Below are 15846 nucleotides of genomic sequence, written 5' to 3'. Positions count from 1 at the left end.
GTGGCAGTACGGCCTCACGGGCTCGCAGGACGGCCTCCCGGGAGGAGCGTCGGCTTCTTCCTGCCGGCCACGTCCTCCACCCAGCCGCACAGCAGCACGAAGACGGCGATCAGGATCCAGCCGACGCCGAACATGAACCACTGGCTCTCCAGCGGCAGGTAGGTCTCGAACGCGGGCACGTTCCAGAGCTGGTCGATCAGCGGGACGGCGAGGATCAGGGCGATCTCGTGCCAGAGGTAGATCGTCACCGCGCGGGAGTTGAAGATCGTGACGATCCGGTCGGTCCGCCGGAAGCGGGTCAGCCATGCGAAGTCGATCCCGAAGTACGACTTCGCCCACATCAGGAGCGTCACGTACCCCGCCGACCACAGGGCCTGCGCGAGCGGGATGTCGTCCAGGTCGTACGAGCCGGTCTCGGCCTGGTGCGTGAGGGCGTACCAGCCGGCGAAGCCGATGGCGGCGAGCGACAGAGCGGCCACGGCGAACGGCCTCAGCCGGGCCAGCACCCCGTCCCGGTGCGCGAAGCCGAGGATCCAGCAGAACAGGAAGGTGGCCAGGTCGGTCAGCGCGCTGCCGAGGCGGTCGTCCGGCGGTTCCCACAGGAAGTGCAGGACGAGGATCGGGGCCAGGGAGAGCAGCAGCACCGCCACCGGGGCCGGCCGGAAGATCTTCAGCAGCAGCGGGGAGAGCAGCACGAACCACAGGTACGTCCGCAGGTACCAGAGGATCTCCCAGGCCTGCTCGGCCCACGCGCTGCCCGGCGGGTCGCCCAGCGGCACGATCCAGTAGACGATCTTCCAGCCCGGCATCCAGTCGTGGATCAGCATCGCCAGGACCACGAAGAAGCCCCAGAACCAGAAGGGCGGCAGCAGCCGGCGCAGCCGTCCGCGCACCACCTGCCGCGCGGGGCGCTCCAGGGACTTCGCCATGAGGGTGCCGGCCAGGGCGAACATGATCCCCATCGAGGGGAAGACCATGCCCGCCCAGGCCCACCCGAAGGTGTGGTAGCCGACGACGCGGATCAGGGCGACGGCACGCAGGGTGTCGAAGTAGCGGTCGCGGCCCGGGGGCCGAGGCGGAGGCTTCTCCTCCTCCGCCTCGGCGGCTGCGGGAGGCGCCGGAGCCAGGGGCTGCGGCACCGGTTCCTGCTGTGCGTGGGCCGGATACCCGTACTCCTGACCGTACCCCTGGTGGTAGGTCGGCTGCTCGTACGGCTGCGGATCCGCGGGCACCGGCTCGTACGAGTGCGCATACGCAGGCTGCGTGTACGACTGCTGCTGGTACTGCGGATACTGCGGCTGCTGATGGCCCGGCTCCTGCCAGTATCCCGGCTGCTGTTCCCAGCTCATCGGCCCGCCCCCGCCGGCGTCCCGACCTCGCCGGTGCGCTTCAGCTTCTGCCAGCGCAGCCGGCCGCCCGTCATCGCCGTGATGCAGGAGTGGATCAGGACGAGGTACATCATCTGGCGGTAGGCGAGCTGCTGGAGCGGCATCATCAGCAGATAGCGGTACTTCTCGCGGTCCAGGCGGAAGGCGTACGCCGCGCACAGCAGCTGCACCGCCAGCACCGCGAGCCAGGCCAGCAGCGCCGCGCGGAAGTCGACGAAGATCATCGAGTAGACGGTGAAGACGTCGATGAGCGGCGCGAAGACCGGCGTGACGATCTGGAAGATCACCACGAGCGGCATGCCGACCCGGCCGAAGCGCCCCGAAGGGCCCTTGTCCGTCAGCGACTTGCGGTGCTTCCACAGGGCCTGCATGGTGCCGTACGACCACCGGTAGCGCTGCGACCACAGCTGCTTGAGCGAACCCGGCGCCTCCGTCCAGGCCCTGGCGTGCTCCTGGTAGACGACCCGCCACCCTGCGCGGTGCATGGCGATGGTGATGTCGGTGTCCTCGGCGAGGGTGTCCTCGCTCATGCCGCCGACCTCCAGGACCGCCTCGCGGCGGAACGCGCCGATCGCGCCGGGGATGGTCGGCATGCAGCGCAGCAGGTCGTACATGCGCCGGTCGAGGTTGAAGCCCATCACGTACTCGATGTGCTGCCAGGCGCCGATCACGGTGTTGCGGTTGCCGACCTTGGCGTTGCCGGCGACCGCGCCGACCTCGGGATCGGCGAAGGGCTGCACCAGCTGCCGTACGGTGTCCGGCTCGAAGACCGTGTCGCCGTCCATCATCACGACGATGTCGTGGCCGGCGCTGCGCACACCGTTGTTCAGCGCGGCCGGCTTGCCCGCGTTCTCCTGGCGGATCACGCGGACATTGGTCATGCCGAGTTCCCGGGCCGCGTCACGGGCGATCTCGGACGTGCCGTCCGTGGAGCCGTCGTCGACGACGATGATCTCGATCGGATGGGTGCTCCGCGCCAGCGATTCGAGGGTGTTGGCGATGCACTCCTTCTCGTTGTACGCCGGGACGATCACGCTCACCGGTTGCCAAACCTGCGGTCCCCAGCTGAACCGGCGTCTGTTGCGCTGCCGGTAGTGGCGCCTCGCGAGGATCAGCATCATGCCGAAGCGGCCCATGACGGCGACGCCGACGACGAGGAGGCCGACCGACAGCACCGGCACCGTCCATTCGGCGACGGCCACCGCCCCGATCAGGGCCTTGCCCTCGTAGAGGGTCGCGCCGGTGGCCGTACGGTGGGCGGCCTGGAGGTTCGAGGTCCCCGCGCCCGCGCCCGCCCCGCCGGGCTGCCCGTTCGGACCGCCCTGCGCCCGGCCACCGGCCTGACCACCGGCCGCCGCCTCCTGCTCCTGGACGGCGCCGCTGATCGTGGTGAAGGTGTACCCCTTCGCCCGCATCTTCTCGATGTACTTCGGCAGCGCCTTGATCGTCTGCGAGCGCTCGCCGCCCGCGTCGTGGAAGAGGACGGACGCGCCCTCGCCGTCGTCCGGGGTGGCCCACTTGACGATCTTCGAGACGCCGGGCCGCTTCCAGTCGTCGCTGTCGGTGTCGACGAAGACGCTGGTGTAGCCGTCCTCGCCGAGCTTCTTGTAGACGGGCCAGCTGTAGTTGTCGATGGCGTCCGTCTCCGACGAGTACGGCGCCCGGAACAGCGTCGTCGTGATGCCGGCCGCGCCCGCCAGCGCGAGCTGCGTCTGCTGCATCTCGCGGTTGACGCGGGCGTCGCTCTGGTAGGAGAGGTCGACGTGGGTGAAGGTGTGGATGCCCACCTCGTTGCCCGCGTCCACCATGTCCGCGACGATCGACGGATAGCGCGAGACCATCGAGCCGACCACGAAGAACGTGGCGGGGATGTCGTACTTCTTCAGGATCGCCAGGACCTGCGGCGTCCAGGTCGGGTTGGGGCCGTCGTCGAAGGTGAGCGCGATCGTCTTGTCCGGCACCGAGACGGTGGTGGCCTGGCCGCCGCGGAACGTGAGGATCGGACCGCCGTCGAGGACCTTGTCCGGGACCTTGCCGGAGGCGGCGCCGGTGCGCACCCGCTGGTCGCCGCCGACCTCGGCGCGCAGATAGCCGTCCAGCAGCATGACGCTGGTCAGCGCGAGCAGCAGCAGCCCGGCGAGGATCACCCGGGGTTTTTGCAGGGCCGCGGCCTTGCCGGCCACCCGCTCGATGCGGGTGGGGGCGCGACGGCGGCGACGTGTGGGCGTCGTCGTGGTCATGAGTGGGGCTGCGCTCCGGGTCAGTTCGCGGACGCGTCGGCGGACGCGGAGGGGGCGGCGGACGCGGACGCGTCGGCGGTCGGGGCGGGGGCGCCCGAGGGCGGCGCCGTCGGGGCGCCGCTGGGCGGGGCGACGGGGTTGCCGCGGCCGCCCTGGGGGACGGTGCCCGGGCCCGTGCCGCCAGGGGCGCCCTGACCGTTCGCGAAGGGCAGCAGCTGGGACGGGCTCAGCGAGGTGCCGACGCCCATGAAGGCCATGCCCAGCACCACCGCGTAGCCGAGACAGGCGACGCCGAGCAGGAGGCCGAGGCGCCGCAGCAGCTTGGAGCGGCGTCCGGAGTTGTCAACGAACACGGGCCCCTCTGCGGACCCGTTACCGCGTTTGCGGCGGCGACCGCGTGCACGCCGTTCGGCGGCGCGGTTTTCGATGGCAGGCTCGGAATGCATTCCCCGGATGTTAGGGAGCCTTTATGTGCCCACGGCTCTCTTTCTATGTGAGGCGCCCATGAGAAAAGCCTGAGGCTGTCCTTTGCCTGAGAATTTGGACGACGGCCTCAAAATGATGAGAGATTTGCCGGCATGCATACGTACCGAGGGAAGTCGGCCGCCTGTCTCATCTGCGTGTTCGCACTGGCCGTCACGGGGTGTTCCGCGGGCTCCGGCGGCACGGCGGACGCGGCGGCGCCGACACCGTCGGGGGCCGGGGCGTCGCCCTCCGGGAGCGCCGCGTCGGGCACGTCGTACGCGCCATACGTCAGCGCCACCGAGGCCTCAGCCAACGACTCCGCCGGCTCCCCGGCGACGTACAACCTTGCCTTCGTCATCGCGGACGGCAGCGACTGCACGCCGAAGTGGAACGGCACCACCGCCCTGACCGACGCGGCGGTGAAGTCCCGTGTCTCCAAGCTGACTCGGGGCGGCGCCTCGGTCCGCGTCTCCTTCGGCGGGGCCTCCGGCAAGGAGCTGGCGGCGAGTTGCGACAGCGCCTCCGAGCTGGCGCGGGCGTACGGGAAGGCGCTGGACGCGGCGGGTTCCGCGCAGGCCGACTTCGACGTCGAGGGCGAGCAGTTGACCGACTCCGACTCGGTGGATCTGCGGTCGGAGGCGATCGCGCTGCTCCAGAAGGAGCGCGGCGACCTGGAGGTCTCCTTCACGCTGCCGGTGATGCCGTCCGGGCTGGACGACGACGGTGTGGCGCTGCTGGAGTCCGCGAACGAGCACGACGTCCAGGTCTCCACCGTGAACATCATGACGATGAATTACGGCGAGTCGTACGACGGTGACATGGGGGACTACGCTCTCGCGTCCGCAAAGGCCACGCATTCCCAGCTGAAGGAGATTTTCGGTACGTCGGACGCGACCGCGTGGAAGGCGATGGCGTTGACGTCGATGCTCGGCACGAATGACGTCGACAACGAGACCTTCACGCTCGACGACGCGGCGCAGGTGCGGGAGTTCGCCGACGAAAAGGGGATCGGGTGGGTGTCCATGTGGGCGACGTTCCGGGATCAGCGGTGCGGTGCCGAATCCGGGGATGACGAGTTGACCGACTGCAGCGGGGTGGAGCAGGAGGACGGGGCGTTCGCGGAGGCGTTCTCGGGATGAGCCCGGGGGCCTCTGACGTACGCGGGCCGCGGGTGGTCAGCGGCTGATCGCGCAGTTCCCCGCGCCCCTGGAGGCCCTTCAGCGCCGCCGATACAGCAGCCGGCCGTCCACCACCGTCGCCACGCATGTGCCCGCCCCCCGCTCCGCGAGCTCGGCCTCGTCCCGTACGTCGAAGAAGGCGAACCGCGCCGCCGAGTCGCGCTCCCTCGGCTCGGCGAACTCCACCGGGAGCCCGGAGGCGTACGGGTCCAGGGCCGGTGTTCCGCCCGGGCGGCCGATCCTTCCCATGACCGCCAGCCCCGAGCGGTGCACGGCGTCGCGCACCGCACGGTTGGTCAGTGTCTCGCAGGCCGCGCGGACCGTGCCGTGGGCCAGCATCCGCTGCACCCCGCGCCGGGCGCTCGCGCCCCAGCGGGTGTCGTCCATGGCGAGGGCCGCCAGCGCGTCGCCGGTCAGCGGCTCGGTGCCCAGCTCGTCGGCCTCGCGCGGATCGGGGTGGTACGCCTCCTCCAGCAGTTCGTTGCCGTGGAGGTTGATCAGGCCGGGCGTGAGGATGCCCGGCCACTGCCGCACCCGGGCCCCCGGATGGGCGGCGACCAGGTCCTCCAACCGCCCGGCGCCGGCGATCCACGCGCCCTTGACGGCGAGCGCCCGCCCCCTGGAGTCCGCGTGGATCGTCAGCACGAGTACGTCAGTTGGAGGCGAGGATCTTCAGCTCGGGGTGAGCCGTGCCGCCGGCGATCGCGGTGGACGAGATGTGGGACATGACCCGCTCGTCGACCGGGTCGTTCGCCGGGTCGTCGTGCACGACGAGGTGCTCGTACGTCGTGGCGCGCTGCGCCGGCACGCGGCCCGCCTTGCGGATGAGGTCGATGATCTCCATCCGGTTGGAGCGGTGCTTGGCGCCGGCGGAGGAGACGACGTTCTCCTCCAGCATGATCGAGCCGAGGTCGTCCGCGCCGTAGTGCAGCGACAGCTGCCCGACCTCCTTGCCGGTGGTCAGCCAGGAGCCCTGGATGTGCTGGATGTTGTCCATGAAGAGGCGCGCGATGGCGATCATCCGCAGGTACTCGAAGAGCGTGGCCTGCGTGCGGCCCTTCAGGTGGTTGTTCTCGGGCTGGTAGGTGTACGGGATGAAGGCCCGGAAGCCGCCCGTGCGGTCCTGGACGTCACGGATCATGCGCAGGTGCTCGATCCGCTCGGCGTTGGTCTCGCCCGTGCCCATCAGCATCGTCGACGTGGACTCCACACCCAGCCCGTGCGCGATCTCCATGATCTCCAGCCAGCGCTCGCCGCTCTCCTTCAGCGGCGCGATGGCCTTGCGCGGCCGCGCGGGCAGCAGTTCGGCGCCGGCGCCCGCGAAGGAGTCGAGTCCGGCCTCGTGGATCCGGGTGATGGCCTCCTCGACCGACACCCCGGAGATCCGGGCCATGTGCTCGACCTCGCTCGCCCCCAGGCTGTGGATGACGAGCTGCGGGAAGTCCTTCTTGATGGCCGCGAAGTGCTTCTCGTAGTACTCCACGCCGAAGTCCGGGTGGTGGCCGCCCTGGAACATGATCTGGGTGCCGCCGAGTTCGACGGTCTCGGCGCAGCGCCGCAGGATGTCGTCCAGGTCGCGGGTCCAGCCCTTGGCGGTGTCCTTGGGGGCGGCGTAGAAGGCACAGAACTTGCACGCCGTGACGCACACGTTCGTGTAGTTGATGTTGCGCTCGATGATGTACGTCGCGATGTGCTCGGTGCCCGCGTACCGGCGGCGGCGTACGGCGTCGGCGGCGGCGCCCAGCGCGTGCAGCGGGGCGTCGCGGTACAGGTCCAGCGCCTCGTCGGGTGTGATGCGCCCACCCTCGGCGGCACGGTCGAGGACGGACTGAAGGTCGGCCTTCTCGGTCACCGGGGCGTCCCTTTCGTCAAGGGTTGTGGACGGATCCACCTTGTTGGCAGCGGACCGAACCAGCCTACGCCAGGCCGTTCACGGGACGGACGTCAGGCCGCGTAGGCCCCCATCAGCAGTCCCGCGAAGGCCCCGCCGAGCAGGAAAGGCCCGAACGCGATCGCCGACCCGCGCCCGGCCCGCCGCAGCGCGACGAGCCCCCAGCCGTACAGCGCCCCGAACAGGAACCCGGCGAACGTACCGAGCATCACGGTCGGCCACCCGTACCAGCCGAGCGCCGCCCCGACCCCGAGCGCGAGCTTCACATCGCCGAACCCCATGCCGGCGGGGTTCATCAGGTGCAGCGCGTAGTACCCGGCGCCCAGCGCGAGCGCGCCCCACACCGCGGTCGGCCAGTCGCCCGCGTGCTCGGGGACGAGGGCGACCAGGCCGAGCAGCCCGAGCGTGGCCCCGGCGAGGGGGAGCGTCAGCGGGTTCGGCAGCCGCCGTACCCGGAGGTCGACCACCGTGAGCAGCACGCCGACCGGCGCCAGCAGCAGCCAGACGCCCAGTTCGGGGCGGGTGCCGGTGGCGGCGGCGAGGGCGGCGCAGACCAGGGCGGTGGCGGTGGCGAGCGCGGCGGCGCCGGGGCCGTACGAGGTGCCGGCCTCGCATCGCGCGCACCGGGCCCGGCCGAGCCACCCCGGTATCGGATGCCCGCCGGGGCACTGCTCCCGCCACCCCTCCTCGTCCGGCGCGGCGAACCGGTAGGCGGCCCGGGGCAGGAGGAGGCCCGCCGCCAGGCCCCAGAGCGCGGCGACGACGACCACGGCGAACACGCTCACTCCCAGGGGCCCGTCACCGCTGGACCTTCGACAGGCGTGCCTCGGGATTGCCCTCGTCGTCGCTCTCCGACCGGTACACGAGGTCGTCGCCGGAGGGTGTGATCCGGACGGTGTGCGGGGTCGGATTGCAGCCGCCGTGGTTCGACTTGCGGCCCACGGACGTCACTACGAGCTCCTTCGCCGAGGCCTTCTTCAGGGTCAGTACGTCGTTGCAGGCACCGCCGAGCAGGTCGGTCTGCCGGAGGGTGCCCACCTCGTCGCCGACGTCGGCCTTGTGCACGGTGAGCCGGAAGGTGCCTGCGGGCAGGGCGCCGTCCAGGACGGTGGCCTTGCCCTCCCAGGTACCGAGGTATCGGTCGGGCACGGCGCTCCCCGCCGGGGCGTCGGACTCCTGGGGCGCCTGGGACGACGCGGCTCCGGTGTCCCCGCTCGCGGAGTCCTTCTCCCCGCCGGGCAGCAGCTCGAACACGAACACCGACCCCACGGTCACGGCCGCCAGCGCGCCCGCGACGGCCAGCGCCACCGTGCAGCTCATCCGCCGCCCACGGCCGCCCTCCCCGGGCGTCGAGGACGCGGCGACGGAGACGGCGAGCTTGCCGGGCCGGCGCTCGGAGCCGGGGACGGCGTCCTGCGGGGGCGGCGCGTCGCGCGGTTCCGGTACGGCAGCGGGTGACGAGGGCGGGGCGACGGGCGGTGCGGACATCGGCGTGAAAGGCGTAGAAGGCGTGGGCGTAGGCGTCGGCGTGGCAGGACCCCCCATCACCGGCGGCGGGCCGAACTCGCCCACCGTCGCCCGCCCGGCCGCCTCACCGCCGGCCGTCGTCTCCACCGCCCCGACCGAGGGCAGGTCGAATCGCACCGGCCCCGACGAGACGTCCTCCCCCGCCTCCAGATTCAGCAGCCGCACCGCACCGCGGCTGACCTGCTCCACCAGCGGCCCCGGCAGCCAGCCGCCCGCGACCAGACGGGCAGCGCCCTGCGGAGCCAGCCGCCGGGCCACCTCACCGGGTGCGGGCCGGGCGCCCGGCTCCTTCACCAGGCAGGCCGCCACCAGCTCCCGCAACTCACCGTCCAGCGCGTCGAGTTCGGGCTCCTCGTGGACGACCTTGTACAGGAGTGCCGCCGACGAGTCCCCGGAGAACGGCGGCTCCCCGGTCGCCGCGTACGCCAGCACGGCACCCAGCGAGAAGACGTCCGCCGCTCCCGTGGCCCCCTTGCCGAGGATCTGCTCGGGCGACATGTAGCCCGGGGAGCCGATCGAGACGCCGGTCGACGTCAGGGACGCGGTGCCGTCCATGGCGCGGGCGATGCCGAAGTCGATGAGCAGGGGTCCGTCCAGGGTGAGCAGGACGTTCGACGGCTTCACGTCCCGGTGCACCAGGCCCAGTTCGTGCACCGCCGCCAGCGCCTCCGCGAGACCCGCGCCGAGCGCCCGTACCGAATGGGGCGGCAGCGCGCCCGAGTCCGCGATGGCGGACGTCAGCGAGGGGCCTGCCGCGTACGCCGTGGCCACCCACGGCACCGGCGCCTCCGGATCGGCGTCCAGGACTGGTGCCGTCCACGCGCCGCCCACCCGGCGGGCCGCCTCCACCTCCCGGCGGAAGCGCGCGCGGAACTCCTCGTCGAGGGCGAAGTGCGGGTGCACGATCTTGACGGCGACCGTGCGGCCGCCCGCGCTGCGTCCCAGGTACACCCGCCCCATGCCGCCGGAACCGAGCCGGCCGAGCAGCCGGTACGGTCCGACGACCGTGGGCTCGTCAACTCCGAGCGGCTGCATCCGCGTCCATCCCTCCCCCGTAGGAACCGTCAGCAGATTAGTGCGGAATCACCGTCTGCTTTACGGCTGGAGCAGATCCACCTTCACATCCGCCGGGAATCCGGTGGTCGGCCCCACCCTTCGCGCGAACTCCGCGACCGCGGCCAGCTGCGGGCCGCCGAACCGGAAATCGAGGGTGGTGAAGTACCGCTCCAGGACCTGCTCGTCGAAGGCCTCCCAGCGGGCCGCCTGCTCGGCGACCTTGCTCACCTCTTCCAGGGAGAGGTTGCGGGAGTCGAGGAAGGCCTCGTGGACCCGGCGGGTGATGACCGGTTCGCGCTCCAGATAGTCCCGGCGCGCGGCCCAGACGGCGAAGACGAAGGGCAGGCCGGTCCACTCCTTCCACAGCGCGCCGAGGTCGTGCACCTCGAGGCCGTAGCGCGGCCCGTCCAGCAGGTTCGCCCGCAGCGCGGCGTCCCCGATGAGTACGGCGGCCTCCGCCTCCTGCATCATCAGGCTGAGGTCGGGCGGGCAGGTGTAGTAGTCGGGCTGGACGCCGTAGCGCTCGGCGAGCAGCAGCTGGGCCAGCCGGACCGAGGTGCGCGAGGTCGAGCCGAGGGCGACGCGGGCGCCGTCCAGTTCGTCCAGCGGGACCTGCGAGACGATCACGCAGGACATCACCGGGCCGTCGCAGCCCACGGCGATGTCAGGAAAGGCGACCAGGTCGTCGGCGTTGCGCAGGAACTCGACCAGGGTGATGGGGCCGATGTCGAGGTCTCCCCGCACGAGCCGCTCGCTCAGCTTCTCGGGGGTGTCCTTGGTGAGCTCGAAGTCGAGCAGGGTGCCCGTTCTCGCGAGCCCCCAGTAAAGGGGCAGGCAGTTCAGGAACTGGATGTGGCCTACGCGCGGCCGGGTGCGAGAATTGTCCACATCGCGAGACTAGACCCCATGAGGTAGCGTGCAGCCTTCAGGGTCGTGACACCCTCGTCACAACCTCCCTTCACCCGAGTGTCGGATTCGCACCGTCACCGTGTAGGGCTTCAGACCCGTCAACATGAAACGGGCCTTCAAACGTCCGAGTGACGTGATCTTGGCCTCTATTGCTTTCGGCTGCCTGCGTGCTAGGCTCGCCGCAAGTTGCAGTTTGGTTTCCCTTGCAGTACAGAGCCTGCGGAGCATGTAACCGCGGGCTCTCGTCGTTTTCAGACGTATGCAGTTGTGCGGGACTTTGTTTTCACACTTGCAGGGTTCTGGAGCAGGGCAACCCTTTGGGCCCAAGGAGGGCTTATGGCTACCGGAACCGTGAAGTGGTTCAACGCCGAAAAGGGCTTTGGCTTCATCGCCCAGGAAGGCGGCGGCCCCGACGTCTTCGTTCACTACTCCGCGATCAACGCGAGCGGCTTCCGCTCGCTGGAGGAGAACCAGCAGGTCTCCTTCGACGTGACCCAGGGTCCGAAGGGCCCGCAGGCGGAGAACGTCACCCCCGTCTGATCATTCGGTCTCGGAGCCTGGTGCTTTGATCCGGAACAGATAGCAGTACCCAAGGAGCCCCGCGCCGCAAGGCGACGGGGCTCCTGCCTTTTGCTCAGATGTGCTGCATGACCAGCACGAACGTCGTCCCGGGCGCGAGCGCCCCGTAGGAGTGCGGCACATCCCCGCGGTACGACATGTAGTCGCCGGGACCGAGCTCGGCCTCGTCACCCCGGGGACCCGCCTTCACCCGGCCGGTACTGACGATCAGATGCTCCACGGTCCCCGGAATGTGCGGGTCCGACTCCCGGGGCGGGCCCGGCTCCGCACTCAGGTGGTAGATGTCCCGGCGCGCGCCGGGTGGGCTGGCAGAGAGCAGGGTGGCCACGAAGTCCGCGCGCTCCGAGGCGACCGTGGGCCCTTCACCCGCCCGGATCACCTGTACGGCCGGCGCCGGCGGCTCGACCAGCACGCTGAACGGCACACCGAGCGCGACCCCCAGCGCCCACAGCGTCTCCACGCTGGGGTTTCCGCCGCCCGCCTCCAGCTGGGACAGCGTGGACTTCGCGATCCCGGCCCGCTTGGCCAGCTCCGACAGCGACAGCCCGGCCCGGGTGCGCTCGCGGCGCAGGGCGACGGCGATCCACGCGAGGGGCTCGCTCATCCGGTTCACTTCCCGTCGTTCGCTCTACAGGTACGTTCGTTCGGCTTGACGAACGGCCGTTCACTTGTTCATTCTGGGAAACATGCGTTCGCTACTCCGAACACCGATGATGGCACCTCTGGTGCGCGACAGTGCGCTCGTCTGGCTGGCGAGCGGTGTCGTCGGCGTCTCCTTCGGCGCGATCTCGGTCGCCGGCGGGCTGCCGGTCTGGGTGCCGGTGGCGATGTCGCTGATCGTGTACGCGGGGTCGGCGCAGTTCAGCGCGGTGGGCGTGCTGCTCGCCGGGGGCGGGCCGCTCGCCGCGGCGGCCACCGGACTGCTGCTGAACACGCGCACGGCGGCCTTCAGCCTCGCCGTCGCCGACGTCCTCGGCGGCCGGAGCCGGTTCGCCCGTTTCCTCGGCGCCCACCTCGTCACCGACGAGACGGTGGCCTTCACGCTCGCCCAGCCCGATCCGGTGCGGCGCAGGGCGGCGTTCTGGGTGAACGGGCTCGGTCTGTTCGCCGCCTGGAACATCGGTGTCCTGGCCGGTGCGCTGGCCGGAACCGCGCTCGGCGACACGGCGAGGTACGGCCTCGACGCCGCCTTCCCGGCCGTCCTGGTGGCACTGGTCCTGCCCACCCTGCGCACGGACGCCCGCATCCGCAGGTGTGCGCTGCTCGGCGCCGCACTGGCGCTGGCCGTGACACCGGCCGTCCCCGCGGGGGTGCCGGTGCTGCTGGCCCTGGCGGGGCTGGTCCGGTACGGCCGCAAGGAGGGGGCGGCGTGAACGCCACGGTCGCCGTGATCCTGGTGCTGGCGGTGGGGACGTACGCCTTCCGGCTCGTGGGCCCCGCGCTGCACGGACGGGTCGAACTCCCGGACTGGGTACAGGAGTTGCTGTCGGCCGCAGCGGTGGTGCTGCTGGTGGCGCTGCTGGCGACGGGGGCGCTGACGGAGGGCGGCGGCTTCGCGGGGTGGGCGCGGCCGGCCGGAGTCCTGGTCGGGGGCGTCCTCGCGTGGCGGCGGGCGCCGTTCCCGGTCGTGGTGCTGGGGGCGGCCGGGGCGGCGGCGCTGCTGCGGGCGGCGGGCCTGGCGTGAGCCGCCCACGTGCGAAAATCGCCGGATGACCGGCCAGGACGAGAACGACCACGGGGAAGAGGGCGGGTCCCCCGCCGACAACAGACCGGCGACGGGCCTGTCCATCGGGCTGGCCCTCGGCGCCGGCATCGGCCTGGTCCTCGGGCTGATCGTCTTCGACAACCTCGCGCTCGGGCTGGGTCTGGGGCTGTGCCTGGGTGTCGCCGTCGGCAGCGCGATCGGGGCGGGCGGGACTCGGGGCGACGGCGAACAGCCAGGGCGGGGCAGCGAGTAGCGACGGAGCCCGCCGGGATCCCGGCGAGGACAGCGGCTCGCGCGGAGGCCGGCGGCGCACCCGGCCGTGTCGGCGTCGTTCGCCGAGGCCGGCGGCCCTGTCAGTGCCGTTCGCTAGGGTCCCCCGCCATGACCGACTCCGACTTTCTGGCCACCACACGCACCTTCTACGACGCCATCGCCGAGGACTACGCGGTCCTCTTCCAGGACGAGCTCGCGAACAGGCCCCTGGAGCGGGCGATCCTGACGCTGTTCGCCGAACTGGTCGACGGGGACGGGCCGGTGGCCGACCTGGGCTGCGGGCCGGGCCGGACGACGGCGCGCCTCGCCGCGCTGGGGCTGCCCGTGTTCGGGGTCGACCTGTCGGAGTCGATGCTGGCGATCGCCCGCCGCGAGAACCCGGAGCTGCGGTTCGAGCAGGGCTCGATGCTGGAGCTCGACCTGCCCGACGGCACGCTGGCCGGCGCGCTGTCCTTCTACTCCTCCATCCACACGCCCGTGGAGCGACTGCCCGCTCTCTTCGCCGAGTTCCGCCGGGTGCTGGCCCCGGGCGCGCCGCTGCTCGTCGCCTTCCAGGCCGGCGACGAACACCGCCACCACGACCGGCCCTTCGGCCACCCGGTCGCGCTCACCTTCCAGCGGCGGCGGCCCGAGCACATCGCCGAGCTGCTGACGGCGGCCGGCTTCGCCCTCGTCTCCCGGACCGTCCGCGAGCCCGACCCGGCGCTCGACGAGACCTCGCAGCAGGCGTTCCTGATCGCCAGGAAGCCCGGATAGCCCGGGTAGCCGCCGTTACAGGGTCCCGGCGATGTCCCTCGCGGCGATGTAGCCGAAGGTCATCGCCGGGCCGATCGTCGAGCCCGCACCCGCGTAGCTGTGCCCCATGACGGCCGCGCTCGCGTTGCCCGCCGCGTACAGACCCCGGATGACCGAGCCGTCCTCCCGCAGCACCCGGGCGCGGGCGTCGGTGAGGAGGCCGCCCTTGGTGCCGAGGTCGCCCGGGACGATCCGGAAGGCGTGGTACGGGGGCAGCCAGAGGGGCGCCAGACAGGAGTTGGGCAGCACGGACGGGTCCGTGTAGTAGTGGTCGTAGGCGCTGTCGCCCCGGTGGAAGTCGGGGTCCTTCCCCCTCAGGGCCTGCGAGTTGAAGCGGTCCACCGTGGTGCGCAGGGCCGTCGCCGGGACGCCGATCGAGGCGGCGAGCGCGTCCAGCGTCCAGGCCTTGTGCGCGGCGCCCGAGTCGTACCAGGCGGCCGGGAAGGGCAGGGTCGGCAGGACGTCCTTGAAGAGGTAGCGGTTGCGGTAGTGCTGGTCGACGATCAGCCAGGACGGGATGGCCGGGCTGGTGTCGTGGACGTCGTACATGGTGTGGACGACGTCGCTGTAGGGGGCGGCCTCGTTGACGAAGCGGGCGCCCGCCGCGTTGACCAGCAGCCCGCCGGGGAGGGTACGTTCGGCCAGGCAGAAGTACGGCTGGCCGGGGACCGGGATCGCCGGGCCCCACCAGGCGTCGTCCATGAGGCCGAGCGCGGCGCCCAGCCGGTGTCCGGCCCGGATGCCGTCGCCGGTGTTCTCCTTCGCGCCGACCGTCCAGTCCGTGCCGATGGGCTGACGCTGGTACTGCGCGCGCATCGCCGCGTTGTGCTCGAAGCCGCCCGAACCGACGATCACACCACGCCGGGCGCGGACCAGGCCCGGACCGCCGTCGCGGGTGACGACCGCCCCGGTCACGGCGCCGTCCTCGACGTACAGGTCGGTCAGCGGTGTGCCGAGCCATACGGGCACTCCCGCCGAGCGGAGCCCGAGCCGCAGCCCGGCCGCCAGGGACTGGCCCATGGTCAGCGGCTTCTCCCCGCGCAGGGCGGCCGCCGTACCGCGTGCCAGGCACTGTGTGGCCACGGCGGCGCCCTTGGCGTTCACCGCGGCCAGGGCCAGCCACTTGTAGTCGGCGCTGAAGACGACCATGCCGGCGGGCACGTCCATGTACGGCGGGTTCAGGCGTGCCAGCTCGGTGCCCAGGAGGTTGCCGTCGAGCTGGTCGGGTTCGATGGAGCGGCCGTTCGGCAGCCCTCCGGGCAGCTCGGGGTAGTAGTCGCTGTACCCCTCCATCCAGCGGAATCGCAGGGGGCTGCGGGCCATGACGAGGGAGAGCATCGCCGGGCCGTGGGCGAGGAAGGCCCGCTGCCGGTCCTCGGGCACGTCCGGGCCGACGACGGCGGAGAGGTAGGCGGCGGCCTTCGCGGGGGTGTCCGGCACGCCCGCCGCCAGGAGCACGGAGTTGTTGGGGATCCAGATCCCGGCACCGGACCGGGCCGCGGACCCGCCGAAGGTGGGCGCCTTCTCCAGCACCACACAGCTCAGGCCCTGCCCCGCGGCGGTGAGGGCGGCGGTCATGCCGGCCGCGCCCGAGCCGACGACCACGACGTCGTACGTGCCGAGGAGCGGCAGGTCGGCCGCCCGCGCGGTCTGCTGGGACGCCGCGGTGAACCCGAGGGCGGTGGTGGCCGTGCCCGCGGCACCGGCGGCGAGGACGTGTCTTCGGGAAGGGTGCGCGCTGGTGGTCATGGGGGCAGCTCCCGCCTGGACGACTCCGCATTTCTGAGGGTGTGTCAGAAATGCGAATGTGACGCGGATGCCTTGTGAAGTCAAGCGCAAG

General features: G+C 71.6%; 16 protein-coding genes. 6 read left to right on the top strand and 10 right to left on the bottom strand.

Annotation, left to right across the window (positions count from 1 at the left end; translation table 11 throughout):
- Window positions 1-14: 14 nt before the first annotated feature.
- Genes PGH47_RS24855 through PGH47_RS24845 form a run of 3 tightly spaced genes read right to left on the bottom strand, consistent with a single transcriptional unit; the run spans window position 15 to window position 3981 of the window.
- Entirely contained in the window at window positions 15-1349 is a 1335-nt protein-coding gene (locus PGH47_RS24855) for an acyltransferase family protein (RefSeq protein WP_271665288.1), read from the bottom strand.
- Window positions 1346-3628 carry a bifunctional polysaccharide deacetylase/glycosyltransferase family 2 protein gene (locus PGH47_RS24850; protein ID WP_271665287.1) on the bottom strand — a complete coding sequence of 761 codons (2283 nt, stop codon included), beginning with the start codon at window positions 3626-3628 and terminating at the stop codon, window positions 1346-1348. Before PGH47_RS24850 ends, PGH47_RS24855 begins: the two co-directional genes overlap by 4 nt.
- Window positions 3629-3648: 20 nt before the next feature.
- Window positions 3649-3981, bottom strand: coding sequence for a hypothetical protein (locus tag PGH47_RS24845; protein WP_333938103.1), 333 nt, complete (start codon window positions 3979-3981; stop codon window positions 3649-3651).
- Between the two features lie 225 nt (window positions 3982-4206).
- On the opposite strand from PGH47_RS24845, the gene PGH47_RS24840 reads away from it, so the two are divergent.
- Complete coding sequence (locus tag PGH47_RS24840) at window positions 4207-5232, top strand: chitinase (RefSeq protein WP_271665285.1); 1026 nt, start codon at window positions 4207-4209, stop codon at window positions 5230-5232.
- Window positions 5233-5310: 78 nt separating this feature from the next.
- On the opposite strand, the gene PGH47_RS24835 is transcribed toward PGH47_RS24840, so the two are convergent.
- The 5 genes from PGH47_RS24835 to PGH47_RS24815 all read right to left on the bottom strand — a co-directional run bounded on the left by PGH47_RS24835 (window position 5311) and on the right by PGH47_RS24815 (window position 10633).
- Entirely contained in the window at window positions 5311-5916 is a 606-nt protein-coding gene (locus PGH47_RS24835; RefSeq protein WP_271665284.1) for a hypothetical protein, read from the bottom strand.
- A gap of 7 nt (window positions 5917-5923) precedes the next feature.
- On the bottom strand, window positions 5924-7123 hold the full coding sequence (mqnC, locus tag PGH47_RS24830; RefSeq protein ID WP_271665283.1) for a cyclic dehypoxanthinyl futalosine synthase: 1200 nt from the start codon (window positions 7121-7123) through the stop codon (window positions 5924-5926).
- Window positions 7124-7215: 92 nt separating this feature from the next.
- On the bottom strand, window positions 7216-7941 hold the full coding sequence (locus tag PGH47_RS24825) for a prepilin peptidase (RefSeq protein WP_376052340.1): 726 nt from the start codon (window positions 7939-7941) through the stop codon (window positions 7216-7218).
- Window positions 7942-7960: 19 nt separating this feature from the next.
- Complete coding sequence (locus tag PGH47_RS24820; protein WP_271665281.1) at window positions 7961-9724, bottom strand: serine/threonine-protein kinase; 1764 nt, start codon at window positions 9722-9724, stop codon at window positions 7961-7963.
- 60 nt (window positions 9725-9784) lie between these two features.
- Complete coding sequence (locus tag PGH47_RS24815) at window positions 9785-10633, bottom strand: menaquinone biosynthetic enzyme MqnA/MqnD family protein (RefSeq protein ID WP_030958190.1); 849 nt, start codon at window positions 10631-10633, stop codon at window positions 9785-9787.
- A 357-nt stretch (window positions 10634-10990) separates the two neighbouring features.
- Between PGH47_RS24815 and PGH47_RS24810 the strand changes: the two genes are divergently transcribed.
- Window positions 10991-11194: a cold-shock protein gene (locus PGH47_RS24810; RefSeq protein WP_003992177.1), complete on the top strand. Its 204-nt coding sequence runs from the start codon at window positions 10991-10993 to the stop codon at window positions 11192-11194.
- 94 nt (window positions 11195-11288) lie between these two features.
- On the opposite strand, the gene PGH47_RS24805 is transcribed toward PGH47_RS24810, so the two are convergent.
- Window positions 11289-11837, bottom strand: coding sequence for a helix-turn-helix domain-containing protein (locus PGH47_RS24805; protein ID WP_150500494.1), 549 nt, complete (start codon window positions 11835-11837; stop codon window positions 11289-11291).
- 82 nt (window positions 11838-11919) lie between these two features.
- Here PGH47_RS24805 and PGH47_RS24800 point away from each other — a divergent pair, with 82 nt between their 5' ends.
- The 4 genes from PGH47_RS24800 (at window position 11920) to PGH47_RS24785 (ending at window position 13967) form a co-directional block, all read left to right on the top strand.
- Window positions 11920-12606: an AzlC family ABC transporter permease gene (locus tag PGH47_RS24800; protein ID WP_271665280.1), complete on the top strand. Its 687-nt coding sequence runs from the start codon at window positions 11920-11922 to the stop codon at window positions 12604-12606.
- Entirely contained in the window at window positions 12603-12917 is a 315-nt protein-coding gene (locus PGH47_RS24795; RefSeq protein ID WP_271665279.1) for an AzlD domain-containing protein, read from the top strand. Before PGH47_RS24800 ends, PGH47_RS24795 begins: the two co-directional genes overlap by 4 nt.
- A 25-nt stretch (window positions 12918-12942) precedes the next feature.
- Window positions 12943-13191 carry a hypothetical protein gene (locus tag PGH47_RS24790; RefSeq protein ID WP_271665278.1) on the top strand — a complete coding sequence of 83 codons (249 nt, stop codon included), beginning with the start codon at window positions 12943-12945 and terminating at the stop codon, window positions 13189-13191.
- A gap of 128 nt (window positions 13192-13319) precedes the next feature.
- Entirely contained in the window at window positions 13320-13967 is a 648-nt protein-coding gene (locus PGH47_RS24785; RefSeq protein ID WP_271665277.1) for a class I SAM-dependent DNA methyltransferase, read from the top strand.
- A 15-nt stretch (window positions 13968-13982) separates the two neighbouring features.
- Here the strand turns inward: PGH47_RS24785 and kstD are convergent, their stop codons facing one another.
- The gene (gene kstD, locus PGH47_RS24780; protein ID WP_271665276.1) at window positions 13983-15755 is read right to left on the bottom strand and encodes a 3-oxosteroid 1-dehydrogenase; all 1773 of its coding nucleotides are present in this window, start codon (window positions 15753-15755) and stop codon (window positions 13983-13985) included.
- Between the last annotated feature and the right edge of the window lie 91 nt (window positions 15756-15846).

Origin of the sequence: Streptomyces sp. HUAS 31 (genome assembly GCF_028198125.1) — a bacterium.
Taxonomy (GTDB): domain Bacteria; phylum Actinomycetota; class Actinomycetes; order Streptomycetales; family Streptomycetaceae; genus Streptomyces; species Streptomyces chartreusis.
This window is presented reverse-complemented; position numbering and strand designations above follow the sequence as displayed.